Genomic DNA, 23836 nt, shown 5'->3' with positions numbered 1-23836 from the left:
CCGGCGTCAGCGCACCAGCGTGCGCGCCAGCGCGACGTACTCGCGCGCGTTCGCGTCGGGCAGGTATGCCCGGCTGATCGCGTTCCCGATCGCCGGGAGCGCCAGCGGGTCCGGATACGCAAGGTAGAGCGTCTCGTAGGTCGGGTTGAACGTGCTCTTGAACGAGAACAGTGACGAGAAGCCGTAGGCGGGCTCCAGCGTGCGCGCCAGGAACGCGAGCTCGCGATCCATGGCGCCGTCGCCTTCGCCACCGCCTTCGCCACCGCCTTCGCCACCGCCTTCGCCACCGCCTTCACCGGCCGCGGTCAGGTCCGCGTCCGGCTTCGTCGCGAGGGGTGCAGCGGACAGGCTGAGCACTTCGACACCCTCGTCGCGCATCCGCTGCGCGGCCGAGGCGATCACGAACTCCATGATCCCGGACATCGACCCGTCGGCCCGCCGCATGAAGTCGATCGTCCAGCCGACGATCCGTCCGTCGCGCCAGCTCGGCAGCCAGCTGGTCACCGCCTGCAGTCCGCCGTCCGGGTCGAATGCCAGGTACAGCCGAACGTCCGGGTCCTTGAGCTCCGCGATGCCGCCCAGTGTGAAGCCCATCTCCGGCAGTTCCTTCTCGGAGACCCACTGCTCGCTGACCGCCGTGATCTGGGTCTGGATGAGCGGCGACAGGTCGTCCCATCGGGTCCAGAGGGTCGAGATGCGCGCTTTGATGCCGCGATTGTGCGCCTGCCGCACCTTCTGCCACGGCTTGCCCACCAGGTCGAACGCCTGCGGGTGCAGCAGCGTCTCCTCGCCGACCGACATCGTCGGCCAGCCCAGGGCCTCGAACACTGGCAGGTACTCGCCGTGGATGCTGTAGAAGACCGGGACCCAGCTGTTCACGTCGCAGAACTGCACGAACTCCGAGATGGTCCGCTGAGCTCGTCCCGGCCGGCAGACCGGGTCCGAGAGGGTGATCGCGATGCCATTGATCACCCGGTAGGCGACCGCGGCGTCCCCGTCCGCGCTGAACCAGTACACGTTGCCCGGCCAGGTGCCCATGAAGCCGAGGGTCCCGCCGCCGCCCTCGCGCAGGAGCGCACGGAAGTGCTCCTCGTCGGCGACCGTCCGCCCGGTGAAGGATGCGCGGTAGAGCCGCAGTGTCGCGAAGACGAACACGGTCCAGAAGGCCGGCCCCACCCACTGGTGGAGCAGCCAGACGACCGGCGTCGTGGGGATGATCGGGGTGCCGAGCGCCGACAGGAACCCGGCGGGGACGAAACGGCGCAGCGTCGAGGCGAACACGTCGGCGACCGTCGCGTCCGGCACGAACTCGGTCAGCGACGACAGCGCGGCGACCAGGTAGGCGAGGGCGAGCAGGCCGAAGGTGCAGACCACGACGATGCCGAAACGGACGAACGCGTCGCGCGGGGAGCGGAGCTGGAACTGCCGTCGGGTGGCGATCAGCAGGGCGATCGAGACCGCCGGCACCAGGATCGCAGCGAGCAGCCAGAGCAGCACCTCGAGGGCGGGGCCCACAGCGCTGACGTCGGCCGCCTCCACCGTGATGTCGCCCAGCGCCGTGAACGGCAGCACCAGCATCGCGGCGTTGACGACGATGCCGAGCACGAGGGCGAAGCGGCGTCCCCGTCGCAGACCGATCGCCGTGAGCAGCAGGAGCGCGAGGGGGAGCACCGAGAGGAGGAGCGCGCCGGGGCCCTGGGCCGAGACGAGCAGCAGCTCGCTGCGGCAGTTGCTCGAGTAGGAGGCGTCGCAGCGGGAGAGCACCTGTGCCACATCCACCGCGGGCTGCTGGAACAGGGCCGCCACGAATGACAGCGGGCCGAAACCGCCGGGCGGCAGCAGGGCGAGCAGCGGTCCGAACGCCGTGATCGCGACGATGCCGGCGACGAGCGTGCGCGTCTCCTGGTGGGAGCTGCGGTGGAGGCGCCGGATGCTCCCGCGCCGGAGCAGGACGCCGAGCGCCAGCCCGAGCAACGCCGCGATGAGCCGGTAGACGTTGTTCTGGTCGCCGTTGTAGAGCACGAACACCAGCACGACGGAGAAGGTGAGCAGCCGGATCCGCCGGCGCCACAGCGATGCGGCGAACGCGCTCGCCGTGATGAGCGCGCCGACGATCCCGATGGTCGGGTCCAGGGTGACGTCGAACTCGGTGGCCTTCGCCCAGAGCTCCCCGATGCTCGACGCGGCCGCCTGCAGCAGCACGCCGAGCACGACGGCCAGGATCCCGGTCACCAGGAAGGCGAGCACGGTGCGGGCCGTGCCGAGCAGCCGTTCGGCCGCGGCCAGCACGGTCAGGGACAGGAGCACCGTGGCGACGAGCTGCAACGGGTCCTCCGGCACGAACAGCGCGGTGACGGGTGTCCACCAGGAGCCGGCCTTCAGGGTGGTGGTCACCCCGGCCGCCCAGATCGCCGTCGGGCCGCCGGCGGACGCGACGCTCCACAGCGTGGCGGTGGCGATCGACGTGGCGAGCACGACGAGGGCGAGCGCGATGCTCGCGGGAGCCACCCGCGCGTAGCGGGCGAGCGCGCTCCCGACGCCGGGTCGGTCGGCGGTCTCTGCGGTGCTCATTCGGGCCTCCGTCGCGGTGGGCTCAGTCCGAGGTCAGGCTAGAGCATGCGTCGCGCACAGGCGGGGGACGGGCCGGTCAGAACTCGCGCAGCCGCTCGCCGAGGTAGCGGTCGAGGCCTTCGAGCGGGATGCGCTCCTGCTGCATCGAGTCGCGGTCGCGCACGGTCACGGCATCGTCCTCGAGCGAGTCGAAGTCGACGGTCACCGCGAGCGGCGTGCCGATCTCGTCCTGGCGGCGGTAGCGGCGGCCGATCGCGCCCGAGTCGTCGAAGTCGACGTTGCGGCGCTTGCGCAGCCGGTCGGCGAGGCCGCGGGCGAGCGGCGACAGCGCCTCGTTGCGCGAGAGCGGCAGCACCGCGACCTTCACCGGCGCGAGGCGCGGGTCGAGGCGCAGGACGGTGCGCTTGTCGGTGCCGCCCTTGGCGTTCGGCACCTGCTCCTCGTCGTAGGCGTCGACCAGGAACGCCATCAGCGCTCGGGTCAGGCCGAAGGACGGCTTCGATCACGAACGGCACGTACCGCTCGTTCTTGTTCTGGTCGAAGTAGCTCAGGTCTTTGCCGGAGTGCTCGATGTGGGTCTTCAGGTCGAAGTCGGTGCGGTTCGCGACGCCCATCAGCTCGCCCCACTCACTGCCGACGAAGTCGAACCGGTACTCGATGTCGATGGTGCGCTTCGAGTAGTGGGCCAGCGCGTCCTTCGGGTGCTCGAACCGGCGGATGTTCTCCGGCTTGATCCCGAGGTCGGTGAACCACTCCCAGGCGAGGTCGATCCAGGTGTCGAACCAGTGTTCGTCCGTGCCCGGCTCGACGAAGTACTCGATCTCCATCTGCTCGAACTCGCGGGTGCGGAAGATGAAGTTGCCCGGCGTGATCTCGTTGCGGAACGCCTTGCCGATCTGGCCGATGCCGAACGGCGGCTTCTTGCGCGAGGTCTGCAGCACGGACGCGAAGTCGGTGAAGATGCCCTGCGCCGTCTCGGGCCGCATGTAGTGCAGGCCGGACTCGTCGTCGACGACGCCGAGGTACGTCTTCATCAGGCCCGAGAACTGCCGGATCGGCGTCCACTGGCCCACCTTGTCCGGGTGGTCGGGGTCGGGGATGTCGTCGAGGCCGTTCGCCGGCGGGTGGCCGTGCTCGGCCTCGTACGCCTCGAACAGGTGGTCGGCGCGGTAGCGCTTGTGCGTGATCAGCGACTCGGTCAGCGGGTCGCTGAACACCTGGACGTGGCCGGACGCCTCCCAGACGGCGGTCGGCAGGATGATGGCCGAGTCGAGGCCCACCATGTCGCCGCGACCGCGCACGAAGGCGTTCCACCACTCGCGCTTGATGTTCTCCTTCAGCTCCACGCCGAGGGGGCCGTAGTCCCACGCCGAGCGGGTGCCGCCGTAGATCTCGCCGGAGGGGAACACGAATCCGCGGTGCTGCGCCAGCGTGATGACGGAATCCAGTCTCGACGGTGCGGCCATGGTGCTCCCCTGTGCGATGCGGGTGGTGGGACCCGTCCATCCTACTGAGGATGCGGCCCGGGCCGCCGCCGGGTCACGAGCCCGCGCGGAACTCCTGCTCCAGGATCGCGTACACCGCGGTGTCCGACCATTCGCCCTTGAAGATCTCCGTCTCGCGCAGCAGTGCCTCCTGACGCATCCCGAGGCGCTCGCAGAGACGCGCGGAGGCGTCGTTGCGGGCGTCCAGCTGCGCGAAGACGCGGTGGGCGCCGAGGGTGTCGAAGCACAGCTCGAGCACGCGGTGCGCGGCCTCGGTCGCGTAGCCGCGCCCGTGCACTGCGGGGTGGAAGACCCAGCCCATCTCGAACTTGCCCCAGGTCGCGTTCTTCAGGAACAGGCTGATGTCGCCGATCACGCGGCCGACGCCGCCGTCCGGGTCGGCCAGCTCCACCGCGAACACGATGCCGTCGCCGTTCTCGGCCAGGCGGTTCATCGCGATGCGCTTGCGCAGGTGCTCGGCCGACTCGTCGTGGTCGTGCACCTCCCAGTAGAGGTAGCGGACGACGTCCTTGAGCTTCTGATAGGCGTGCACATCCTCCAAGTCGCCCGTGTTGAGCGGCCGGAGCAGCAGCCGCTCGGTGCGCAGCTGCTCGGCGGCATAGGGGAGGCCGGTGGCGCCATGCGGCGCGACGGCGGTCGTGGAGGCTTCGTCGCTCACGGTCGCTCCTTACGCGGTGGGGTCAGGATGCTGCGGATTCGTCGTCCACGGCGGAGAGCCGGGGGCGGGAGGCGGCCTCCGCGTCCACGTCGACGCCGAAGAGGGCGGCCACGCCGTCCACGAACAGCGACGCGTCGCCGTTGCGGGCGAGCTCCCTGGCCCGCACGGACGGGGTGTGCAGCAGCACGCCGGCGAGGTGGCGCAGGGCCGCCTCGGTCTGCTCGCTTCCGTCGCCACGCCCGCGCGCCCGCGCGATCTCGGCGTCAAGCACGTCGAAGACGTGCTTGCGGAGCGCGACGAGTGCGGGGGTGATCGCCTGCTCCGCCGACTGCGCGCGGTATTCGGCGGCGGCTGCGTCAACGATGCTGCGTGCGTCGTCGGCGGCCTGCAGCTCCTTCAGCGGGGCGTGCAGCGTGATGGTCTCGAGGTCGAGCAGTTCGACCCCGAGCAGTTCGGCGACGGCCGGATCGACGTTGCGGGGGAGGCCCAGGTCGACGACCAGGCGGCGCTCCAGCGCTCGCGGACGGGCGAGCGCTTCGGCCAGGACGGCACGCGTCAGCACGTAGTCGGTGACCGCCGAGCAGGTGACGACGAGGTCGCTCTCGGCCAGCGCCTCCACCAGGCCGTCGGCGGCGACGGCGAGGATGTCGTGCGACCGGGCGAACTTCGGCGCACGGCCGGAGGGGGAGTACACCCGCACGTCGGTCGCTCCGCGATCGCGGAGGGCGGCCAGGCTGGCGCCCGCGTACTTGCCGGTCCCGACGAGGAGCACCCTGGTCTGCGACCAGTCGCTGACCCGGCTCTCGGCGAGGTCGAGGGCGAGCCGGACCATCGAGCGCCCGGCGGACATGATCCCTGTACGGTTCTTCACGCCGCGAGACGTGCGCGAGGCGACCTGGAACAGCCGTTCGAGCTCGCTGGTCACCGATCCGGCGGTGCGAGCCGACTCGAGGGCGCGACGGACCTGACCGGCGATCTCGCCCTCGCCCACCACCACGGACTCCAGTCCGCTCGTCACGGCGAACAGGTGCTCGGCCACCGCGTGGTCGCTGTAGACGGCGCTCGCTCCGCGCAGGGTGTCGGGGTCGATGCCCGCGGCGCTGCTCACCGCGTCGAGCACGGCTTCGGCCGAGACGGCGCGGGCAGCGGGCAGCGGCTCGTCGATGTCGAGGTAGGCCTCGAAGCGGTTGCAGGTCGCGAGGACGACCGAGCCCGAGACGATGTCGCTGTGCTCCGAGAGTGCGGCGGTGATGGCCGGAGCGTGACGCTCGAGCCGTTCCAGGAGGTCGAAGTCCGCCGTCCGGTGACTCGACGAGAAGCACAGAAGCACGACGAAAGACTACGCTCGCGTGCGGCCAACCTCGAATCGGCGCCCAGCAGGCGATCAGCCCCAGCGCGCGCCCAGACACCGCCCTGGCAGAATCGGGGGGTGACCTCCCTCCCACCCGAGCATCCCCTCGCCTCCGGGCGCACCCCGAACAGCCCGCTCGTCCGCGCCTTCCAGGGCGACCGGCCGGAGGTGACCCCGGTCTGGTTCATGCGGCAGGCGGGGCGTTCGCTGCCGGAGTACCGGGAGCTGCGGGTCGGCACCCGCATGCTCGACGCCTGCCTCGACCCGGCGATGGCGAGCGAGATCACGCTGCAGCCGGTGCGCAGGCACGGGGTGGATGCGGGCATCTTCTTCAGCGACATCGTCGTGCCGCTGAAGCTCGCCGGTGTGGACGTGGAGATCCAGCCGGGCAGGGGCCCGGTCTTCGCGCAGGCCGTGCGCTCGGCGGAGGACGTCGACCGGCTGGCCGCCGTCGACCCCGCAGCCCTCGGCGCCGACGTGTTCGCGCCCATCCAGGAGGCCGTGCGGCTGACCATCGCGGAGCTGGGCGAGACCCCGCTCATCGGCTTCGCGGGCGCACCATTCACCCTGGCCGCGTACCTGGTCGAGGGCGGTCCGTCGAAGGACCACATCCGGGCTCGCACCCTGATGCACGCCGACCCGGAGGCGTGGGCGCGGCTGATGGCCTGGACGGCCGACATCTCCGGCGCCTTCCTGCGCGCCCAGGTGCTGGCCGGCGCCAGCGCCGCGCAGCTCTTCGACTCGTGGGCCGGGTCGCTCTCGCTGCACGACTACGTGACGCATGTCGCGCCCGCCTCCGCGCGTGCGCTGTCGCACGTGCGCGACCTCACCTACGAGGTGGCCGGCGCCGCTGCGGAGGAGGGCGGCGTCGCCGAGGCCGAGGTGCGGAACGTGCCGCTGGTCCACTTCGGCGTCGGGACCGGCGAGCTGCTGAAGGCGATGCACGAGGCCGGGGCCGACACGGTCGGTGTCGACTACCGCATCCCGCTCGACGAGGCCAGCCGGCGGCTGGGTCATGTCGTTCCGGTGCAGGGCAACGTCGACCCGGCGATGCTCGACGCCCCCTGGCCGGTGCTCGAGGCCCACGTCCGCGACGTGCTCGACCGCGGACGCGAGGCCCCGTCGCATGTGCTCAACCTCGGCCACGGCGTGCCGCCGGAGACCGACCCGGCCGTGCTGACCCGGGTCGTCGAGCTGGTCCACGGGTGGCGCCCGGAATGAGCGACGTGCCCGATCTCCCGGGCGACGGCCCGGTGACCGAGGACGAGGTCGGCGAGGAGCTCCGCCACGTAGTGGAGGCGCCGCCGACGCGCATCGTCGTGGTCGGCGGGGGAGTGGCGGGTCTGGTGGTCGCCTGGGAGTGCGCGCGTCCGGGGTTCGAGGTCGCCCTGCTGGAGGCATCCGGCCGGGTCGGCGGCAGCGTCGCACCCCTTCCCGTCGGCGGGATGGTCGTGGACGCGGGTGCGGAGAGCTTCGCCACGCGCGGTGGCCATGTCGCCGAGCTGCTGCACGACCTCGGCCTCGACGATGACGTCGTGCAGCCGAACCCGTCGGGCGCCTGGGTGCGTCACGGCTCGCGATCCGTCCCGCTGCCGAAGGCCGGGCTGCTCGGCATCCCGAGCTCTCCGCTCGCGACGGACGTGGCGGCGGCGATCGGGTGGGGCGGCGCGTTCCGCGCGTACCTCGACCGGTTGATGCCCGTGCTGAAGATCGGTCGGGAGCGGCGCCTGGGCACTCTGGTGCGCAAGCGGATGGGGCGGAAGGTCCTCGACCTGCTGGTCGCCCCGGTCGCGACGGGCGTGTACTCGGCATCGCCGGACGACCTCGACATCGACGTCGTCGCCCCCGGACTGAACGCGGCGCTGACGCGGCTCGGCTCGCTCTCCGGTGCGGTCGGCGAGCTGCGGTCCGCCTCCAGGGCCGGGAGCGCCGTCGGCGGCATCCTCGGCGGGATGTGGCGGCTGCCGGAGGCGCTCGCCGCCGACATCGAGGCCCGCGGCGGAGCCGTGATGACGGACTCGCCGGTCGCGTCCATCCGGCCGTGGGGCGATCGCGCCGCGCCGGAGGCCGTTGACGCGGGGGCGACCGAGGATGCCGACGCGCGCCCCGCGCGCTGGCTGGTCGCCCTGCGCGACGGCGGGGAGCTCGCCGCCGACGCCGTGGTGCTCGCCTCCCCGGCGGACGCTTCCCTGGCGCTGCTCGCCGGCCTGGGGGGTGAACTCGCCGCGCTGAGCGACCTCGACTGGCCACCCGCGTCGAGCGTCGAGCTCGTGACCCTGGTGATCGAGGACGACCGGCTGACGACCAGTCCGGTCGGCACGGGAGTGCTCGTGGCGGACGTGCCCGGCACCGACGTCCGCGCCAAGGCGATGACGCACTCCAGCGCGAAGTGGGCCTGGGTCGCGGAGGCTGCCGGCACCGGCCGTCATGTGGTGCGCCTGTCCTACGGCCGCGCGGGCGGCACGGACGGGACAGCAGGGCTGGACGACGCGGAACTCCGGGCGATCGCCATCGCCGACGCGGCGCGACTGCTCAATATTCCCTTCGCGGAATCCGCCGTGACCGCATTCGCCCGGACCCCCTGGACGAACGCCCTCCCGTATGCGACAGTGGGGCAGCGGGAACGCATCGAGCGGGTCCGCTCCGAGGTCGACGGCGTCGAGGGTCTCGAGGTCACCGGGTCCTGGCTGACCGGAACAGGCCTCGCCTCCGTCATCCCGGATGCTCGCCGCACGGCCGAGCGGGCACGAGGTCTACGGTGGAAAGCCCTGACGGACGCCTTGCAGGCCGACGGCGGGACGGAACACGGACCGACGGACACGGAATAGGGAGACGGAATGCGCGGCAAGATCCTCTTCGTCACCGGAGCGGCGGTGGGCTACGTGCTCGGCGCGCGGGCCGGTCGCCAACGCTACGAGCAGCTGAAGGCGGCGGCCGCCAAGGTCTGGGAGTCGCCCGGGGTGCAGAAGCAGGTGCACTCCGTCGAGGACTTCGTGGCCGACAAGGTCGGCGAGTTCCCCGAGACCGTCTACGTGACGATCAAGAAGTTCGTGGTGCGCGCCAACGAGCGCCGCCGCGAGGCACGGGCCCCCTACCGGTCGCCGGCCGCCGAGACGGCCATCCGGGCCGCAGACGGCCCAGGCCCGTCGGCCTCCTGACGGAGTACTGTACGGAAGCGACGAGGGGAGACGCGATGACCGACCCGGTACGGCCCGAGAGCGCACGGGCGAAGTCCCTGGGGCAGCTGGTCTCCGACCTGCCGCAACAGCTCGTCGGGCTGCTGAAGGCGGAGCTCGCCCATCTCAAGGCGGAGTTCGCCGAGAAGGCCAAATATGCCGGAGTCGGCATGGGGCTGCTCATCGGTGCTGCGCTGCTGGCGTTCCACGCCCTCGGCACGCTGATCGCGGCGGCGATCCTCGGCATCGCGGTCGCGCTTCCCGCCTGGGCGGCCGCGCTGATCGTGTTCGGCGCGCTGGTCGTGATCGCCGTCGTGCTCGCCCTCGTCGGCATGCGCTCGTTCAAGAAGATGGACGGCATCGCGCCGTCGCAGACGATCGACAGCATCAAAGAGGACGCGGACGCGCTGAAGGGGCTGGGCAAGTATGACAACTGACCGCAGCGACGTCGACCGGGCGCGCGCCGAGCTGGCCGCGACCGTGGACGCCATCGAGTACAAGCTGAACGTGCCCAAGCGAGCGAGGGAGCGCATCCAGCGCCTCCAGAAGGACAACCCGGCCGCCCTCGCGGGTCTCGCGGTCGGGGCCGTCGCCGCGGTGGCCGGCGCCGTCTGGGGCATCGTGCTCCTCGTCCGGCGGTGAGCGCCGGCCCGTTTTTGGCCTTCCCAGGTTTCGGAGGGAGACTGTGGGTATGAGTACCCCGGCTGCCGTTCCGGCAGAGTCGTCCGCCCCCGACACCCCCGACGAGAACCCGACCGGCTTCACCCTCTGGGCCGTGCTGCGCCGCGACCCGGCGCGTCCCGACGACCTCGACGGCACGGACGTGCCGACCTTCGTCGACGAGCTCGAAGGCGTCATCGCCGACATCGAGCTGCAGGGGGTGACCACCCGCGGGCTCTACGACGTCTCCGGCCTCCGCGCCGACGCCGATCTGATGATCTGGCTGCACGGTCCCGAGGCCGAGACCCTGCAGTGGGGCCTCCGTCAGCTGCGCCGCACGCGCCTCCTGAAGAGCCTGCTCCCGACGTGGAACGCCATGGGCGTCCACCGCGACGCCGAGTTCAACAAGTCCCACGTCCCCGGCTTCCTCCGGGGCAAGGAGGCGCGCAACTGGCTGTGCGTGTATCCGTTCGTGCGCAGCTACGAGTGGTACCTGCTGCCCGACGAGGAGCGCGGCAAGATGCTCGCCGAGCACGGCAGGAAGGGCGCCGCGTTCCGCTCCGTGCTCGCCAACACGGTCGCCTCGTTCGCCCTCGGCGACTACGAGTGGATCCTGCCGATGGAGGCCGACGAGCTGACCGACCTGGTCGACATGATGCGCGAGCTCCGTTACACCGAGGCCCGCCGGCACGTGCGCGAAGAGGTCCCGTTCTTCACCGGCCGCCGCATCGAGGCGGCCGAGGTCGTGGAGGTACTCCAGTGACCGACGTGCGGGCGACCGACGCGCAGACCACCCAGCGGGTGCTGGACGCCACCCCGGCCGCAGCGTCCGGCCCGGAGCACGTCACCGAGCCGACGGCGTACGACGCCATCCTGCTGGCCGGTTTCGGCGGCCCGGAGGGCCAGGACGACGTCATCCCGTTCCTCCGCAATGTCACCCGCGGGCGCGGAATCCCGGAGGAGCGCCTCGAGGAGGTCGCGCACCACTACCGCCACTTCGGCGGGGTGAGCCCGATCAACGACCAGAACCGCGAGCTGAAGGCGGCCCTGGAGGCGGAGCTCGCCGAGCGCGGCATCGACCTGCCGGTGCTCTGGGGCAACCGCAACTGGGACCCGTACCTGGCCGACGCGCTGCGCGAGGCCGACGAGCGCGGGTTCACCAAGCTCATCGCCATCGCGACCAGCGCGTACTCGTCCTACTCGAGCTGCCGCCAGTACCGCGAGGACTTCGCGGCCGCGCTGGAGTCGACCGGACTGACGGGACGGATCCAGATCGACAAGGTGCGCCAGTTCTTCGACCACCCGGGCTTCGTGGAGCCGTTCATCGAGGGCGTCCGCACCGCCATCGACGAGCTGCAGCAGAAGCTCCCGGGCCTCGACCCGGCGACCGAGGTGCGCATCCTGTACTCGACGCACTCCATCCCGTCCACCGACGCGGCCAAATCCGGGCCCGCATCGCGCGGCTTCGGGGAGGGCGGGGCCTACGCCGCGCAGCACCTCGCCGTCGCCGAGGTCGTCACGCAGGCTGCGACCGGCGGCACCGTCGGGTGGGACCTGGTCTACCAGTCCCGCTCCGGGCCGCCGTCGATGCCGTGGCTGGAGCCGGACATCAACGACCGGATCGCCGAGCTTCCCGCTCTGGGTGTCAAAGCGGTCGTCATCGTTCCGCTCGGCTTCGTCAGCGACCACATGGAGGTGCTCTGGGACCTCGACAACGAGGCCATGGAGACCAGCGACGAGAACGGCCTGGTCGCCGTCCGGGTGCCGACCCCCGGCACCCACCACGCCTACGTGAAGGGCCTCGTCGACCTGGTGCTCGAGCGGCGCGACGCCGTCCCGGCCGACCAGCGCCCGGCCGTCACGGCGCTCGGCCCGTGGTACGACGTGTGCCGACCGGGATGCTGCGAGAACGTCCGGCTCGGCTTCAAGCCGGCCGCTGCGGGACTGGCGCCGTGACCGGGACCGTGACGAGGGTCGACGGCGCGGCCGAGCGCCGCGACGGCGTGCTGCGCATCGGCACGCGCGGCAGCGCCCTGGCGGTCGCGCAGACGACCGCGGTCGCCCAGTCGATCGCCCGCGCCACGGGCGCGGACGTCGAGCTCGTCACGGTGACGACCCAGGGCGACACCTCTCGCGAATCGCTCGCGCAGCTGGGCGGCACCGGCGTGTTCGCGACGGCGTTGCGGGATGCCCTCGTCGCCTCGCACGTGGATCTCGTCGTGCACTCGCTCAAAGACCTGCCGACCGCCGCAGCGCCCGGGCTCGTGGTCGGCGCGATCCCGAAGCGCGCGGACGCCCGCGACTGCCTGTGCGCCCGGGACGGCTTCACCCTGGAGACGCTCCCGGAGGGCGCCCGTGTCGGCACCGGATCCCCGCGCCGCGTCGCCCAGCTGAAGGCGCAGCGCCCGGACCTCGACATCGTCGACCTCCGCGGTAACGTCGACACCCGCCTCGGGATGGTCGCCTCCGGCGAGCTGGACGCGGTGGTGCTCGCGGCCGCCGGCCTCGGCCGGCTGGGCCGCCTCGACGCGGTGACCGACTACTTCCCGCTCTCGCTCATGCCGACCGCACCCGGCCAGGGTGCCCTCGCCCTCGAAGTCCGCGCCGGCGACGAGAAGGGCCGCGGCCCGATCGCCCGGGCGCTCTCGGCCGTCGACCACGTCACGAGCCATGCGTCGGTCGTCGCCGAGCGCATCGTGCTCGCCGGACTCGAAGCGGGATGCGCAGCCCCGATCGGCGCGACCGCGCTCGTCGACGACGGCCTGCTCTTCCTGACCGCCACCGTGTACCGGCCCGACGGCTCGGAGCACCTGACGGCCTCCCACGCCGCGACGCCCGACTCGCTCAGCGCCGCCCACCTCGACGAGGCCGCCCGCGACGTCGGCGCTCGCGTCGTCGCCGAACTGCTCGATGCCGGCGCCGCCGACCTGGCGCCCCTGGGGAGCTCGCGATGACGAACACGGCTCCGACCCCGAAACCGCTCGCCGGGTGGCGCGTGCTCGTGCCGCGCGGCGGTCCGTGGGGCGACTCCGTCGCCGCCGACCTGCGGTCGAAGGGCGCATCCCCGGTGGTCGCCGCCATGATCAACTTCGCCCCGACAGCGGACGCGCCGGCCCTCGAGGCCGCCCTCGCGCGCCTCGCGAACGGTGAGTTCGACTGGATCACCGTCACCAGCGCCACCACGGTCGACGTGCTCAGCTCGCAGCGTGCGGTTGTGCCGCCGAGCACCCGCGTCGCCGCCGTCGGCGAGACGACCGCGGCCGCGCTCGCGGCCGCCGGCTACCACGTCGACCTGGTGCCCTCCGAGGACAACTCCGCGCGCGGGCTGCTCGCCGAGTGGGAGGCGGCGACCCAGGGCGCCTTCCCGCTGCGCGTGCTCACGCTCCGGTCCGAGATCGCCAAGCCGCTGCTCACCGAAGGCCTCCGCCGGATCGGCCACGACGTGGAGTCGGTCGTCGCGTACCGCACGGTCGGCGTCCCGGTGCCCGAGAACGTGGTCGCGGAGGTTCGCGACGGACTGTTCCAGGCGATCCTGGTGACCAGCGGTTCGGTGGCCGAGCAGGTGGAGCAGCAGCTCGGTCCGGTGCCCGAATCGACGCTGATCGCCGCGATCGGTCCGCAGACGGCCCGCGACGCCCGCGCCTTCGGCCTGCGGGTCGACGTCATCGCGGCGGAGCGCACCGCCGCATCCCTCATCGACGCCGTCGTGCAGGTCGCTCTCTCGCGCGCGGTCGACACGTCGGACGACGACGACTACTGACCCCGAAAATCGTGCCGAAGCGTCATGGCGGGCCGGACGCCACGTCTGTCTGAGGGACGGCCCTTCGAGCCGTCCGTGTGGTGCCGCCCCTCGTCCACGCCAAGAACGCTGCCGTGAAGCTCAGCGAGTCCGCGATCGTCCTGGCGGAATCGCATGGTGACGTACCGATCCCTGCACGAGCTGGAGGATGCGCAGGATGGCGAGCGCGCCAGTGCGCGACGGCGGATCGAGCGCGCCGAGGAGTACATCCGCTACTACCGGGACCGGGTCGAACAGGTGCGAGAGGTGTTCTACAGCTTCGCCGCGCACTACGATGTGGCAGACGACTCCGGCTTCCGCGAAGCGCTGCAGAGCACATCGGACACCGCCCACGGGAAGGTGGTGGCCGCGGGCCGCAGGGTCGGTGAGCTGGAGGAGGAGTACGACGCCACGCTCCGCGATCAGTCCGAGGTGCGCGAACGCTATCTCGCTCAGCCGGACCAGAACGGCTGACGAGCGCTCGGAACACCCTCAGCCACGCGGGCGTAGGCTCATGTGAGTGAGTGAACTGCATCCCGTCATCCGTCCCCGACGGCTGCGGCAGTCTCAGGCGATGCGCCGGCTGACCGCGGAGACCCGCCTCCACCCCGCCGAGCTGATCCTCCCGCTCTTCGTGCGCGAGGGTGCCACGGAGCCCGTCCCCATCGGATCGATGCCCGGCGTCTCGCAGCACAGCCTCGACTCGCTGAAGCGCGTCGCGAACGAGGCCGCGGAGGCCGGCGTCGGCGGGCTGATGCTCTTCGGCGTGCCGGAGACGCGCGACGCCGTCGGCTCCGCCGCGACCGACCCGGACGGCATCCTCAACGTCGCCACCCGGGTGCTCTCCGATGAGGTCGGCGACGCCCTCGTGGTGCAGACCGATCTGTGCCTCGACGAGTTCACCGACCACGGCCACTGCGGCGTGCTGGACGACCGCGGGCACGTCGACAACGACGCCACCCTGCTCCGCTACCGCGACATGGCCGTCGCCCAGGCGGAGGCCGGTTCGCAGCTGCTCGGGCTGAGCGGGATGATGGATGGCCAGGTCGCCGCGGTGCGCGACGCCCTCGACGACGCCGGGCACGCCGATGTCGTGATCCTGGCCTACGCGGCCAAGTACGCGTCCGGCTTCTACGGGCCGTTCCGCGAGGCCGTCGACTCCCAGCTCTCCGGCGACCGCCGCGCGTACCAGCAGGACCCGGCGAACCGTCGCGAGGGCCTGCGCGAGGCGCGGCTGGACCTCGAGGAGGGTGCCGACATCCTCATGGTGAAGCCGGCGCTGAGCTACCTCGACGTGCTGAGCGACGTCGCCGCCATCAGCGACGTCCCCGTGTGGGCGTACCAGGTGTCCGGCGAGTACGCGATGGTGGAGGCCGCGGCGGCCAACGGCTGGATCGACCGCGACCGTATCATCCACGAGACCCTGGTCGGCGCCAAGCGTGCGGGCGCCGACGCGATCATGACCTATTGGGCGACCGAAGTGGCGGGATGGCTGCGATGACCGATGTGAACCTCCAGCAGTTCGAGCGGGCGCAGCGCGTCATCCCGGGCGGCGTGAACTCGCCGGTCCGCGCCTACGGGTCGGTCGGCGGGACGCCGCGGTTCCTGGTGTCGGCGCGCGGCCCGTATGTCACGGACGCCGAAGGGCGCGAGTACGTCGACCTCGTCGCGTCGTGGGGTCCGGCCATCCTGGGTCACGCGCATCCCGCCGTCGTGGAGGCGGTGCAGAAGGCTGCTGCGCGCGGCCTGTCGTTCGGCGCATCCACCCCGGCGGAGACCGAGCTGGCCGAGGCCGTCATCGGGCGCGTCCCCTTCGTCGAGAAGCTGCGGCTGGTGTCGACCGGCACCGAGGCCACGATGAGCGCGATCCGCCTGGCCCGCGGGTTCACCGGGCGCCCGCTGCTGATCAAGTTCGCCGGCCACTACCACGGCCACTCGGACAGCCTGCTCGCCGAGGCCGGCTCGGGCCTCGCGACCCTCGCCCTCCCCGGCTCGGCCGGGGTGACGGAGGCGACGGCCGCGCAGACCATCGTGCTGCCCTACAACGACCTGGATGCGGTCCGCGCGGTCTTCGAGGCGCAGGGCCCCGACATCGCCGCGGTGATCACCGAGGCGGCGGCGGCGAATATGGGTGTGGTGCCTCCGGAGGACGGGTTCAATGCGGCCCTCGCCGAGCTCGCCCACGAGTTCGGCGCCCTCCTCATCCTCGACGAGGTGCTCACCGGCTTCCGGGTGAGCCCGGCCGGCTACTGGGGCCTCGACCGCGGCTACACGCCGGACCTCGTCACGTTCGGCAAGGTCATCGGCGGCGGGATGCCACTGGCGGCGCTCGGCGGACGCGCGGAGCTCATGGACTTCTTGGCGCCCGCCGGCCCGGTCTACCAGGCGGGCACGCTGTCCGGTAACCCCGTCGCGGTCGCTGCGGGCCTTGCCACGCTGGCCCATGCCGACGCGGCGGTCTACGAGCGGCTGGACGAGGTGGCCGCCACACTCTCCAGCGGCGTCTCGGACGCGCTCGGCGCCGCGGGCGTCGCCCACCGCGTGCAGCGGGCGGGCAACCTGTTCAGCTTCGTCTTCGGCGACTACCCGCAGGCGCCGCGGACGTACGCGGAGGTCCGGCGCCAGGAGGCGTACCGCTACCGCGCGTTCTTCCACGCGATGCTCGACCAGGGCGTCTCGCTCCCGCCGAGCGTCTTCGAGGCCTGGTTCGTCACGGCCGCGCACGACGACGCGGCCGTCGCCCGCATCCTCGACGCCCTCCCCGAGGCCGCCCGGGCCGCGTCCGCCGCCACACCCCCCGCCGCCTGACCCGCCCCACCTCCCGCGATCCCCTTTTCGCCGAGGTGCACCTTGTTGCGCACTCCCGCGGCGTGTCGACCACAACAACGTGCACCTCGACGGAGACGTATCCGGGGAGGGGAGGGAGGGGAGGAGAGGGAGGGGGCGGGGCTAGGCGTCGGGGGCGGCGGGCTCGCGCGAGAGCGACTCGACGAAGGTGTACGTGGCGGAGGCGGGCCACCCGTCCGCGTCGAGCAGGGCGTAGACGTCGAAGTTGAGCGTCCCGCCACCTCCCGCAGCGCGCCGGAGGGTGCGCGGCGGCGCGTCCGACGACGACCGCACGGTCACCGTCTGCGGCTCCGCGCCGGAACGCAGAAGGCGGGCGCGGAAGGTGGTGGTCCGGGTCATCCCACCACTTTCCCACGCCCGCCTCGGGTGCGGGACCGGAAGGTCCCTAGGCTTGGCCGTGCGACTCCCGCGAGCGCCGCGACAGCGAGTCGATGATGACCGCGAGCAGCAGCACCGCGCCGGTGATCATGAACCGGTACGACGAGTCGAGGTTGAGCAGCGTCAGGCCGTTCGAGATCGACTGGATGACCAGGATGCCGAGCAGCGCCGACCACGCCGAGCCGCGTCCGCCGAAGAGGCTCGTGCCGCCGATGACGGCCGCCGCGATCGCGTTGAGGTTGGTGTCGGTGCCGCCCGAGCCCGCGCCGACCGACGCCAGTCGCGCCGCCGCGAGCAGGCCGCCGACCGCCGCAAACGTCGAGCAGAGGATGAACACGCTGATGAACACCCGGTTGACGTGGATGCCGGCGCGCCGGGCCGCCTCCACCGAGCCGCCGACCGCGAAGACCGAGCGGCCCCAGCGGGTGCGGGTGAGCAGGAAGTTCATCACGATCACGAGGATCACGAAGAACAGGAACATCGCCCCGGTCCCGCGGTCCGTCGAGAGGTACCAGACGCTGATGCAGAGGCCGACGAGCAGCAGGACGGCCTTCACCGCGACCACCGTCATCGAGCCCTCGGAGAGCCCGGCGTTGCGGCGGCGCACGTTGCGACGGAAGTCGGAGAAGAACATCCCGCCCGCGGCGATGACCGCCAGCGCGTAGGCCGCCCACGGAGGGAGGAACCACTGCTGCGCGAACTTCACGATCCACGAGTCGTACGGGATGTTGATCGAGCTGTTCGCGCCGAGGATCCACAGCTGCAGGCCGAGGAAGCCGAGGAGACCCGCCAGGGTGATCACGAAGCTCGGCACGCCGAACCGCGTGAACAGGAACCCGTAGAGCAGGCCGATCGCCGAGCCGGCCAGGATGGCGACGATCACCGTGAGCCACAGCGGCCAGTGCAGCTGCGTGAAGCCCACGCCCAGGATGGCCGCGGCCACACCGCTCACCGAGCCGACCGACAGGTCGATCTGGCCGAGCAGCAGCACGAGCACGATCCCGATCGAGATCGTGCCGATCGCCGCGCACTGCAGCGTCAGGTTGACCAGGTTGTTGGCGCTCAGGAAGTTCGGGTTGAGGATCTGGAACACGACCCAGATCACGGCCAGCCCGATGACCACCGGGAGCGATCCGAGGTCGCCACCGCGCACCCGGCGGCCGAACGCGCGTACGGCGCCGGCGAGGCCTTCCTCGCGGATGAGTCGCTCGTCCTGGAGGTCGGCCGCCATCTCGGCCGGTGTCTCGGCGGCGGAGGACGCCGTCGTCTGTCCTGCCTTCGTCATGCTTCGGGGCTCCGTTCTGCGGATTCTTCGGCCTCCATGAGGCGCTCGGCACGGCGGACGACCACGTTGTCCGTCGCGCCGGTGATGGCGGAGATGATGTCCTCGTAGCTGACCTCCGGCACGCGGAAGTCGCCGTTGTTGCGGCCGAGCCGCAGCACCGCGACGCGGTCCGCGACGGCCTGCACGTCGGCCATGTTGTGGCTGATCAGGATGACGCCGAGGCCCCGCTCGCGCAGCCGCTCGATGAGGTTGAGCACCTCGGCGGTCTGGGCGACGCCGAGCGCTGCGGTCGGCTCGTCGAGGATGACGACGCGCGGGTCGCCGATCAGCGACCGCGCGATCGCGACGGTCTGCCGCTGGCCGCCCGAAAGGGACGCGACCGCGATGCGCACCGAGGGGATGCGCGCGGAGAGCTGACGGAGCAGGCTCCACGAGCGCTTCTCCATCTCCTCCTCGTCGAGCGTGCCCTTCGTGATCTCACGACCGAGGAAGAGGTTGGAGACCACATCGAGGTTGTCGCACAGGGCGAGGTCCTGGAAGACGGTCGCGATGCCGAGCTCGCGGGATGCGGCAGGCGACGGGATCGAGACCTCCTGGCCGTCGAACTCGATCGTCCCCGCATCCTGCGGGTGCACCCCGGCGAGGATCTTGACGAGCGTCGACTTTCCGGCGCCGTTGTCGCCGACGAGGGCGACGACCTCTCCGGCGTAGACGTCGAGGTGGATGTCGGTGAGCGCTTGGACGGCGCCGAACCCTTTCGAGACCCCGCGGAGGGAGAGGACGGGCCGGCGGGTCGACCGCTCCTCGTCCACGATGGCGGATTCCATGGTCACGGCGTTCTCCTTCGAGCTGTGCGCAGCATGCTTCCTGTTCTCAGGCTAGATCGGAACCACCCGGCCCGGGATGCACCCTTCCGAACGAAAGGGGCATCCCGGGCCGGGATCGTCCTGCGGGGTTACTTGATGCCGTACTTCTCGCAGTCGGCCTTGTAGTCGGCGGTGCAGATCTTCGAGGCGGAGTCGGGACCGTAGAACTCGTCCTTGACCACCGTGCTCTCGATGTTGTCCGTCGTGACCGCGACCGGGGTGAGCAGGAACGACTGGATCGCCGCGCCGCCCGCCGTGTTCACGGTGGTGTCACCCTTCGGCTTGTCGCCCTTGGTCAGGTCGACGGCGAGCTCGGCCGCCTTCTCGGCCTCCGGCTTGAGGGCCTTGTACACCGTCATGTACTGGTCACCGGCGAGGATCCGCTGGATGCCCGCGAGTTCCGCGTCCTGACCGGTCACCGGGGGAGAGGGTTGACGTTGGCAGCCTTCATGGCCGCGATCGCGCCACCACCGGTGCCGTCGTTCGCCGCGTAGACGCCCTTGATCTGGTCCTTGAACTGCGACACCTGGCCGGACACCCAGTCCTGGGCCTTGGCCGGGTCCCATCCGGGTGTGTCGAACTCGGCGAGCACCTTGTAGCCGCTGGAGTCGATGACGCTGTGCGCGCCCTTCTTGAACAGCGTCGCGTTGTTGTCGGTCGGCGAACCGTTCACCATCAGGATGCCGGCACCGGACGGCACGCCGTCCTTCTTCAGCTTGTCGACGAGCGCCTGACCCTGCAGCTGCCCGACCTTCTCGTTGTCGAACGAGATGTAGTAGTCGCTGTCGGGGCTGTTGATGAGGCGGTCGTAGGAGATGACCGGAACGTTCTTCGCCTTGGCCTCGCCGACGATGGAGGCGGCCGCCTCGCCGTCGAACGGGTCGAGCACGAGCACCTTGACGCCCTGGGTCAGCATGGACTCCGCCTGCTGCTGCTGCTTGCTGGCGTCGCCGTCGGCGTTCGCGTAGAGCACCTTGCAGCCGGAGCAGAGCTCCTTGACCTTGGCCTCGAAGAACGGCTTGTCCGCGGCCTCGTACCGGGCCGTGACGGAGTCGGGGAGGAGGAGGCCGATCTGTGCGTTGGCGGCGTCCTTGGTGCTTCCACCCGAACTGTTTCCGGAACCGTTGGAACACGCTGTGAGGGTGACGGCTGTGAGCAGGATCGCGGCCGACGCGATGACCGCTCTCTTGGTGGCGATCTTCATTGAAAAACCTCCGATTCGGGACCGCCTTCGTTGGCGGCTGGGTCGAGTGTCCCAGGTGCGGCCTTTTGGCGTCAAGACTTGAAGCCAACCGATTGCGTAACGGTTCGCGCCCGGTTCGGGGGACACTGCCGGAGCGTCCTCAGTACGAGATGCCGTCGGACGAGATGGCCACGCAGTCGACCGCGTAGGCGACGGCGCCGAGGGCGGCCGCGCGGGTCCCGAGCTGCCCCTGGACGATGTCCGGCATGAGGTCGGGATTGACGATGATCGAGCGCTCGACGGCATGGCGCAGGGGGCCGAGGAGGAGCTCGCCGGCGCGCGCCAGCTCGCCGCCGACGATCACGCGTTCGGGGTCGAGGAGGTTGCACAGGTTCGCGGTCGCCACGCCGATGTGCCGGCCCGCGTCGGCGATCGCCCGGATGCACCGGGCATCCCCGGCCATCGCCTGCAGCACCACGTCGCCGAGCTTCAGGCTGCCGAGGTGATCGCGCAGCTCCTCCAGGATGGCCGGCCCGCCCGCCAGCGCCTCCAGGCACCCGCGGTTGCCGCAGCGGCAGAGCGGTCCGTTCTCGCGGATCGTGGTGTGCCCGAACTCGCCGGCGACGCCGTGGTTGCCGCGGTACACCTGGCCGTTCAGCATGAGGCCTGCGCCGATCCCGTCGCCGATGTCCAGCGTGATCGTGTTGCTCTTGCCGCGGCCCGCGCCGAACCGGGACTTGCCCAGCGCCCCCAGGTTGGCGGAGTTGTCGATGAAGACCGGGCGCTTGATGCGCCGCTCCATCGACTCGGCGATCGCGACCCCGTCCCAGCCGCGCATGATCCCGCTGCGGGCGATGGTCCCGGTCGCCCGGTCGATCGGGGCGGGCACGGCGATGCCGATCGCCAGCAGGTCGCTGCGGGACGCATCCACCGACTCGAGCATGTCGTTCAGCAGCAGCGACACCTTGTCGAGCTCGTTGTCGGCCCGGTGGTCCCGCGCCAGCGGCATGTGGTTCTCGGCCACGACGGTGTGGGCCACATCGGCGAGCGCGACCCGCAGGTGACGGGTCGAGAAGTGCACGCCGACCACGAGCCCGAGAGCGTGCGCGAGGGTCACGTGCTGGGCGCGGCGGCCCGAGCGGATGCTCTGCGCGGTGTGCAGCACCCCGGAGGTCGAGAGCTCCTTGACGATGTTGGACACGGTGGCCGGGGAGAGCCCCGTCGCACCGGCCAGTTCGACCTGCGTCAGGCCTCCGTGCTTCTTGATGGCGTCGACGATGCGGGCTCGGTTGGCTTCACGAAGTGAAGTCTGCGAACCCGGAGTTCGTCGCTGCGCTGCCACGACGAGAAGGATACATGGCTGCGGACGGGTCGATCTCCGACGAATGTGATGGCTTTGTGAGATTCCTATGACGCGCCGGCGCCCGCGCCTTGGCAGGATAGAGCTATGGCCGACCTGCACGTGCACCCCGACCGCCTGGAGATCCATCTCACGCGGGCCGAGAAGGTGCTGGCCGTGAAGCGCGAGGATGTCGTCGTCCCGCGCGACAGCATCCGCTCGGTCGCCATCACCGAGGACCCGTGGATCTGGATCCGCGGCATCCGCGCCCCCGGAGCGGCCGTCCCGCTCACCCTGTCGCTCGGCACGTGGAAGTTCCACGGCGGCAAGGACTTCCTGCTGATCAAGGGCAAGCAGCGGGCCGCGGTCGTCATCGACCTCGACGGCGAGGAGTACTCGCGCATCATCGTGTCGACCCCCCACGCGGCACGGCTGGTCGAGGCGCTGCGGGTGGACGGCAGCGAGCTGGCCACCGACGGCGGCGTCATCGACTGACCCGGCGCATCCCCGATCCCGGCGTGGTCAGGTGTTCTCGGCGATCACGAACAGGATGAGGCCCACCAGCGGGAGCGCACCCTGCAGCAGAGCGGCGCGCCAGAACCGGCGGTCCGTCGTGAGCAGGACGAGCGACGCCAGCACCATGCAGACGCCGCAGAAGAAGATCAGCCCGAAGCCGACCTGGCGCAGCGTCGTCCAGTAGAGCACGAGCCCGACGACCGAGCCCCCGGCGAGGAACAGGTTGTAGAAGCCCTGGTTGTACGCCATCGGCCGCGCGGCGTCCGCATCGCGCTGGGAGCGGACGCCGAATCGCCGCCAGACGCCGGGCGACGACCACAGCACGCTCTCCATGGCGAAGAACGCGAGATGGACGATCGCCGCCGCTGCGATCAGAATGCTGGCGATGATGGCCATGGCGGGAGGATACGCTGCCGATCATGGAGACCGTGCGAACGACGTGCGTGATCGCCGGCGGCGGACCGGCCGGGATGATGCTGGGGTTGCTCCTCGCCCGCAACGGCGTGGACGTGGTGGTGCTGGAGAAGCACGCCGACTTCTTCCGAGACTTCCGCGGCGACACCATCCATCCGTCCACCATCGGGGTGCTGGGGGAGCTGGGCCTGCGCGAGGCGTTCCTCGGCCTGCCGCACACGGGCATCCGGACGCTCGACGTGGTGGTGAACGGGAACCGCCTCCATCCCATCGACTTCGGCCGGCTGGGAGCGCCCGACGACTTCCTCGTGCTGGCGCCGCAGTGGGACTTCCTGACCTTCCTCGCCCAGGATGCCGCACGGCACCCGAACTTCCGGTTGCTGATGGAGACCCAGGCGACGGACCTCATCCGCCACGGTGACGCGGTCCGCGGCGTGCTCGCGCAGGGACCGGACGGCCCCTTCGAGATCCGGGCGCGGCTCGTGGTCGCGGCCGACGGCCGGGACTCCGTGCTGCGCGCAGCGGCGGGGCTGCGTCCGCGGCGGTCGGGCGTCCCCATCGATGTCCTGTGGTTCCGCCTCCCGAAGCCCGACGACGCGTCGCCGCACACGCTGGCGTACGTCGGCGACGGCGGCATGGTGGTCACGATCGAGCGCCAGGACTACGTGCAGGCGGGCCTCATCATCCCGAAGGGCGGGTTCGACGGGCTGCGGCAGTCCGGGCTGGGCGCGTTCCGGGAGGCTGTGGCCGGCGCGGCGCCGCACCTGCGTGGGGCGCTCGAGACGATCACCGAGTGGGATCAGGTGAAGCTGCTGAGCGTGCAGATCGACCGCCTGCCGCGATGGTTCCGGCGCGGCTTCCTGGCCATCGGGGATGCGGCGCACGCGATGTCACCCGCTTTCGGCGTCGGCGTGAACTACGCGATCCAGGATGCGGTGGCGACGGCCAACGCGCTGACGGCGACGCTGCGCGAGCTGGGCCCGGTGCCGGATGCGACCGCGGGGGCGGATGAGGCCGCGGCGGATGCGGCGGGCGAGGTGGACCTGCGGCTGCTGGAGGGCATCCAGCGACGGCGGACGCCCCCGGTCGCCGCCATGCAGCGCATCCAGCTCGCCGCGCACCGCTTCATCTCGCGGCCGGAGGGCGTGCGGCTGCTCCCGCATCCGCTGCCAGCCCCGCTGCGCCTGGCGCTCGCCGCGGCGACCCCGGTGGTGCAGAGGGTGAGCTCACGGCTCATCGGGCGGGGACTGCGGCCGGAGTCGGTCGCACCCGAACTGCGCTGAGCGGGCTCGGCCCCGTCGGCTCTGCC

24 protein-coding genes and 1 pseudogene are annotated in these 23836 nt (G+C 71.3%); 14 read left to right on the top strand and 11 right to left on the bottom strand.

What is annotated here, in order from left to right:
* Positions 1–6: 6 nt before the first annotated feature.
* The 4 genes and pseudogenes from ACR9Y5_RS18270 to ACR9Y5_RS18255 form a co-directional block, all read right to left on the bottom strand.
* Positions 7–2571: a bifunctional lysylphosphatidylglycerol flippase/synthetase MprF gene (locus ACR9Y5_RS18270; protein ID WP_481299296.1), complete on the bottom strand. Its 2565-nt coding sequence runs from the start codon at positions 2569–2571 to the stop codon at positions 7–9.
* A 76-nt stretch (positions 2572–2647) separates the two neighbouring features.
* Positions 2648–4037 (bottom strand): annotated as a pseudogene (locus tag ACR9Y5_RS18265) (glycine--tRNA ligase).
* A 73-nt stretch (positions 4038–4110) separates the two neighbouring features.
* Positions 4111–4734: a GNAT family N-acetyltransferase gene (locus ACR9Y5_RS18260; protein ID WP_481299295.1), complete on the bottom strand. Its 624-nt coding sequence runs from the start codon at positions 4732–4734 to the stop codon at positions 4111–4113.
* 22 nt (positions 4735–4756) lie between these two features.
* Positions 4757–6064: a glutamyl-tRNA reductase gene (locus ACR9Y5_RS18255; protein ID WP_481299294.1), complete on the bottom strand. Its 1308-nt coding sequence runs from the start codon at positions 6062–6064 to the stop codon at positions 4757–4759.
* Between the two features lie 99 nt (positions 6065–6163).
* Here ACR9Y5_RS18255 and hemE point away from each other — a divergent pair, with 99 nt between their 5' ends.
* From hemE to hemL, 12 genes are all read left to right on the top strand, one after another.
* A complete protein-coding gene (gene hemE, locus ACR9Y5_RS18250; protein ID WP_481299293.1) occupies positions 6164–7306 on the top strand; it encodes a uroporphyrinogen decarboxylase in 1143 nt (380 codons plus the stop codon).
* Entirely contained in the window at positions 7303–8913 is a 1611-nt protein-coding gene (gene hemG / locus ACR9Y5_RS18245) for a protoporphyrinogen oxidase (RefSeq protein WP_481299292.1), read from the top strand. Before hemE ends, hemG begins: the two co-directional genes overlap by 4 nt.
* Positions 8914–8922: 9 nt before the next feature.
* Positions 8923–9243 (top strand): hypothetical protein, encoded by a 321-nt coding sequence (locus tag ACR9Y5_RS18240; protein WP_481299291.1) that lies wholly within the window; start codon positions 8923–8925, stop codon positions 9241–9243.
* A gap of 35 nt (positions 9244–9278) precedes the next feature.
* On the top strand, positions 9279–9698 hold the full coding sequence (locus ACR9Y5_RS18235) for a phage holin family protein (protein WP_481299290.1): 420 nt from the start codon (positions 9279–9281) through the stop codon (positions 9696–9698).
* Positions 9688–9903: a DUF3618 domain-containing protein gene (locus tag ACR9Y5_RS18230; RefSeq protein ID WP_481299289.1), complete on the top strand. Its 216-nt coding sequence runs from the start codon at positions 9688–9690 to the stop codon at positions 9901–9903. The genes ACR9Y5_RS18235 and ACR9Y5_RS18230 overlap by 11 nt, the downstream gene beginning before the upstream one ends.
* A gap of 49 nt (positions 9904–9952) precedes the next feature.
* Positions 9953–10684: a hydrogen peroxide-dependent heme synthase gene (gene hemQ / locus ACR9Y5_RS18225; protein WP_481299288.1), complete on the top strand. Its 732-nt coding sequence runs from the start codon at positions 9953–9955 to the stop codon at positions 10682–10684.
* 5 nt (positions 10685–10689) lie between these two features.
* A complete protein-coding gene (locus ACR9Y5_RS18220) occupies positions 10690–11877 on the top strand; it encodes a ferrochelatase (protein ID WP_481299607.1) in 1188 nt (395 codons plus the stop codon).
* The gene (hemC, locus tag ACR9Y5_RS18215; RefSeq protein WP_481299287.1) at positions 11874–12875 is read left to right on the top strand and encodes a hydroxymethylbilane synthase; all 1002 of its coding nucleotides are present in this window, start codon (positions 11874–11876) and stop codon (positions 12873–12875) included. Before ACR9Y5_RS18220 ends, hemC begins: the two co-directional genes overlap by 4 nt.
* On the top strand, positions 12872–13681 hold the full coding sequence (locus ACR9Y5_RS18210) for a uroporphyrinogen-III synthase (RefSeq protein WP_481299286.1): 810 nt from the start codon (positions 12872–12874) through the stop codon (positions 13679–13681). The genes hemC and ACR9Y5_RS18210 overlap by 4 nt, the downstream gene beginning before the upstream one ends.
* Positions 13682–13834: 153 nt before the next feature.
* Positions 13835–14173: a hypothetical protein gene (locus tag ACR9Y5_RS18205; protein ID WP_481299285.1), complete on the top strand. Its 339-nt coding sequence runs from the start codon at positions 13835–13837 to the stop codon at positions 14171–14173.
* Positions 14174–14273: 100 nt separating this feature from the next.
* Positions 14274–15200 carry a porphobilinogen synthase gene (gene hemB, locus ACR9Y5_RS18200; protein ID WP_481299606.1) on the top strand — a complete coding sequence of 309 codons (927 nt, stop codon included), beginning with the start codon at positions 14274–14276 and terminating at the stop codon, positions 15198–15200.
* Positions 15188–16507 carry a glutamate-1-semialdehyde 2,1-aminomutase gene (gene hemL, locus ACR9Y5_RS18195; RefSeq protein ID WP_481299284.1) on the top strand — a complete coding sequence of 440 codons (1320 nt, stop codon included), beginning with the start codon at positions 15188–15190 and terminating at the stop codon, positions 16505–16507. Before hemB ends, hemL begins: the two co-directional genes overlap by 13 nt.
* A 141-nt stretch (positions 16508–16648) precedes the next feature.
* On the opposite strand, the gene ACR9Y5_RS18190 is transcribed toward hemL, so the two are convergent.
* From ACR9Y5_RS18190 to ACR9Y5_RS18165, 6 genes are all read right to left on the bottom strand, one after another.
* Complete coding sequence (locus ACR9Y5_RS18190; RefSeq protein WP_481299283.1) at positions 16649–16885, bottom strand: hypothetical protein; 237 nt, start codon at positions 16883–16885, stop codon at positions 16649–16651.
* Between the two features lie 46 nt (positions 16886–16931).
* On the bottom strand, positions 16932–18155 hold the full coding sequence (locus ACR9Y5_RS18185; RefSeq protein WP_481299605.1) for a sugar ABC transporter permease: 1224 nt from the start codon (positions 18153–18155) through the stop codon (positions 16932–16934).
* A 50-nt stretch (positions 18156–18205) separates the two neighbouring features.
* Positions 18206–19036, bottom strand: a complete 831-nt coding sequence (locus ACR9Y5_RS18180; protein WP_310135038.1) for an ATP-binding cassette domain-containing protein — start codon at positions 19034–19036, stop codon at positions 18206–18208.
* A gap of 128 nt (positions 19037–19164) precedes the next feature.
* Positions 19165–19494: a D-xylose-binding protein gene (locus ACR9Y5_RS18175; RefSeq protein WP_481299282.1), complete on the bottom strand. Its 330-nt coding sequence runs from the start codon at positions 19492–19494 to the stop codon at positions 19165–19167.
* A complete protein-coding gene (locus ACR9Y5_RS18170) occupies positions 19491–20279 on the bottom strand; it encodes a substrate-binding domain-containing protein (protein WP_481299281.1) in 789 nt (262 codons plus the stop codon). The genes ACR9Y5_RS18175 and ACR9Y5_RS18170 overlap by 4 nt, the downstream gene beginning before the upstream one ends.
* Before the next feature lie 139 nt (positions 20280–20418).
* A complete protein-coding gene (locus tag ACR9Y5_RS18165) occupies positions 20419–21600 on the bottom strand; it encodes an ROK family transcriptional regulator (RefSeq protein ID WP_481299280.1) in 1182 nt (393 codons plus the stop codon).
* 105 nt (positions 21601–21705) lie between these two features.
* Here ACR9Y5_RS18165 and ACR9Y5_RS18160 point away from each other — a divergent pair, with 105 nt between their 5' ends.
* Positions 21706–22092, top strand: a complete 387-nt coding sequence (locus ACR9Y5_RS18160) for a hypothetical protein (protein WP_310132954.1) — start codon at positions 21706–21708, stop codon at positions 22090–22092.
* Positions 22093–22119: 27 nt separating this feature from the next.
* Here ACR9Y5_RS18160 and ACR9Y5_RS18155 read toward each other — a convergent pair whose 3' ends face one another.
* Positions 22120–22509 (bottom strand): DUF1304 domain-containing protein, encoded by a 390-nt coding sequence (locus ACR9Y5_RS18155; RefSeq protein ID WP_481299279.1) that lies wholly within the window; start codon positions 22507–22509, stop codon positions 22120–22122.
* Positions 22510–22532: 23 nt separating this feature from the next.
* On the opposite strand from ACR9Y5_RS18155, the gene ACR9Y5_RS18150 reads away from it, so the two are divergent.
* On the top strand, positions 22533–23810 hold the full coding sequence (locus ACR9Y5_RS18150; protein ID WP_481299278.1) for an FAD-dependent oxidoreductase: 1278 nt from the start codon (positions 22533–22535) through the stop codon (positions 23808–23810).
* Positions 23811–23836 lie beyond the last annotated feature (26 nt).

This window comes from Leifsonia sp. KNZ13-11D (assembly GCF_056754895.1).
This window is presented reverse-complemented; position numbering and strand designations above follow the sequence as displayed.

What these genes read in the sequence shown, in the direction of transcription:
- hemQ (WP_481299288.1), top strand. Translation starts at nt 9,953, where the DNA reads ATGAGTACCCCGGCTGCCGTTCCGGCAGAGTCGTCCGCCCCCGACACC.
- ACR9Y5_RS18230 (WP_481299289.1), top strand. Translation starts at nt 9,688, where the DNA reads ATGACAACTGACCGCAGCGACGTCGACCGGGCGCGCGCCGAGCTGGCC.
- ACR9Y5_RS18150 (WP_481299278.1), top strand. Translation starts at nt 22,533, where the DNA reads ATGGAGACCGTGCGAACGACGTGCGTGATCGCCGGCGGCGGACCGGCC.
- ACR9Y5_RS18155 (WP_481299279.1), bottom strand. Translation starts at nt 22,509, where the DNA reads ATGGCCATCATCGCCAGCATTCTGATCGCAGCGGCGGCGATCGTCCAT.
- ACR9Y5_RS18185 (WP_481299605.1), bottom strand. Translation starts at nt 18,155, where the DNA reads ATGGCGGCCGACCTCCAGGACGAGCGACTCATCCGCGAGGAAGGCCTC.
- hemG (WP_481299292.1), top strand. Translation starts at nt 7,303, where the DNA reads ATGAGCGACGTGCCCGATCTCCCGGGCGACGGCCCGGTGACCGAGGAC.
- ACR9Y5_RS18270 (WP_481299296.1), bottom strand. Translation starts at nt 2,571, where the DNA reads ATGAGCACCGCAGAGACCGCCGACCGACCCGGCGTCGGGAGCGCGCTC.
- ACR9Y5_RS18235 (WP_481299290.1), top strand. Translation starts at nt 9,279, where the DNA reads ATGACCGACCCGGTACGGCCCGAGAGCGCACGGGCGAAGTCCCTGGGG.
- ACR9Y5_RS18190 (WP_481299283.1), bottom strand. Translation starts at nt 16,885, where the DNA reads ATGACCCGGACCACCACCTTCCGCGCCCGCCTTCTGCGTTCCGGCGCG.
- ACR9Y5_RS18205 (WP_481299285.1), top strand. Translation starts at nt 13,835, where the DNA reads ATGGTGACGTACCGATCCCTGCACGAGCTGGAGGATGCGCAGGATGGC.
- hemB (WP_481299606.1), top strand. Translation starts at nt 14,274, where the DNA reads ATGCGCCGGCTGACCGCGGAGACCCGCCTCCACCCCGCCGAGCTGATC.
- hemL (WP_481299284.1), top strand. Translation starts at nt 15,188, where the DNA reads ATGGCTGCGATGACCGATGTGAACCTCCAGCAGTTCGAGCGGGCGCAG.
- ACR9Y5_RS18160 (WP_310132954.1), top strand. Translation starts at nt 21,706, where the DNA reads ATGGCCGACCTGCACGTGCACCCCGACCGCCTGGAGATCCATCTCACG.
- ACR9Y5_RS18180 (WP_310135038.1), bottom strand. Translation starts at nt 19,036, where the DNA reads ATGGAATCCGCCATCGTGGACGAGGAGCGGTCGACCCGCCGGCCCGTC.
- ACR9Y5_RS18170 (WP_481299281.1), bottom strand. Translation starts at nt 20,279, where the DNA reads ATGAAGATCGCCACCAAGAGAGCGGTCATCGCGTCGGCCGCGATCCTG.
- ACR9Y5_RS18240 (WP_481299291.1), top strand. Translation starts at nt 8,923, where the DNA reads ATGCGCGGCAAGATCCTCTTCGTCACCGGAGCGGCGGTGGGCTACGTG.
- ACR9Y5_RS18210 (WP_481299286.1), top strand. Translation starts at nt 12,872, where the DNA reads ATGACGAACACGGCTCCGACCCCGAAACCGCTCGCCGGGTGGCGCGTG.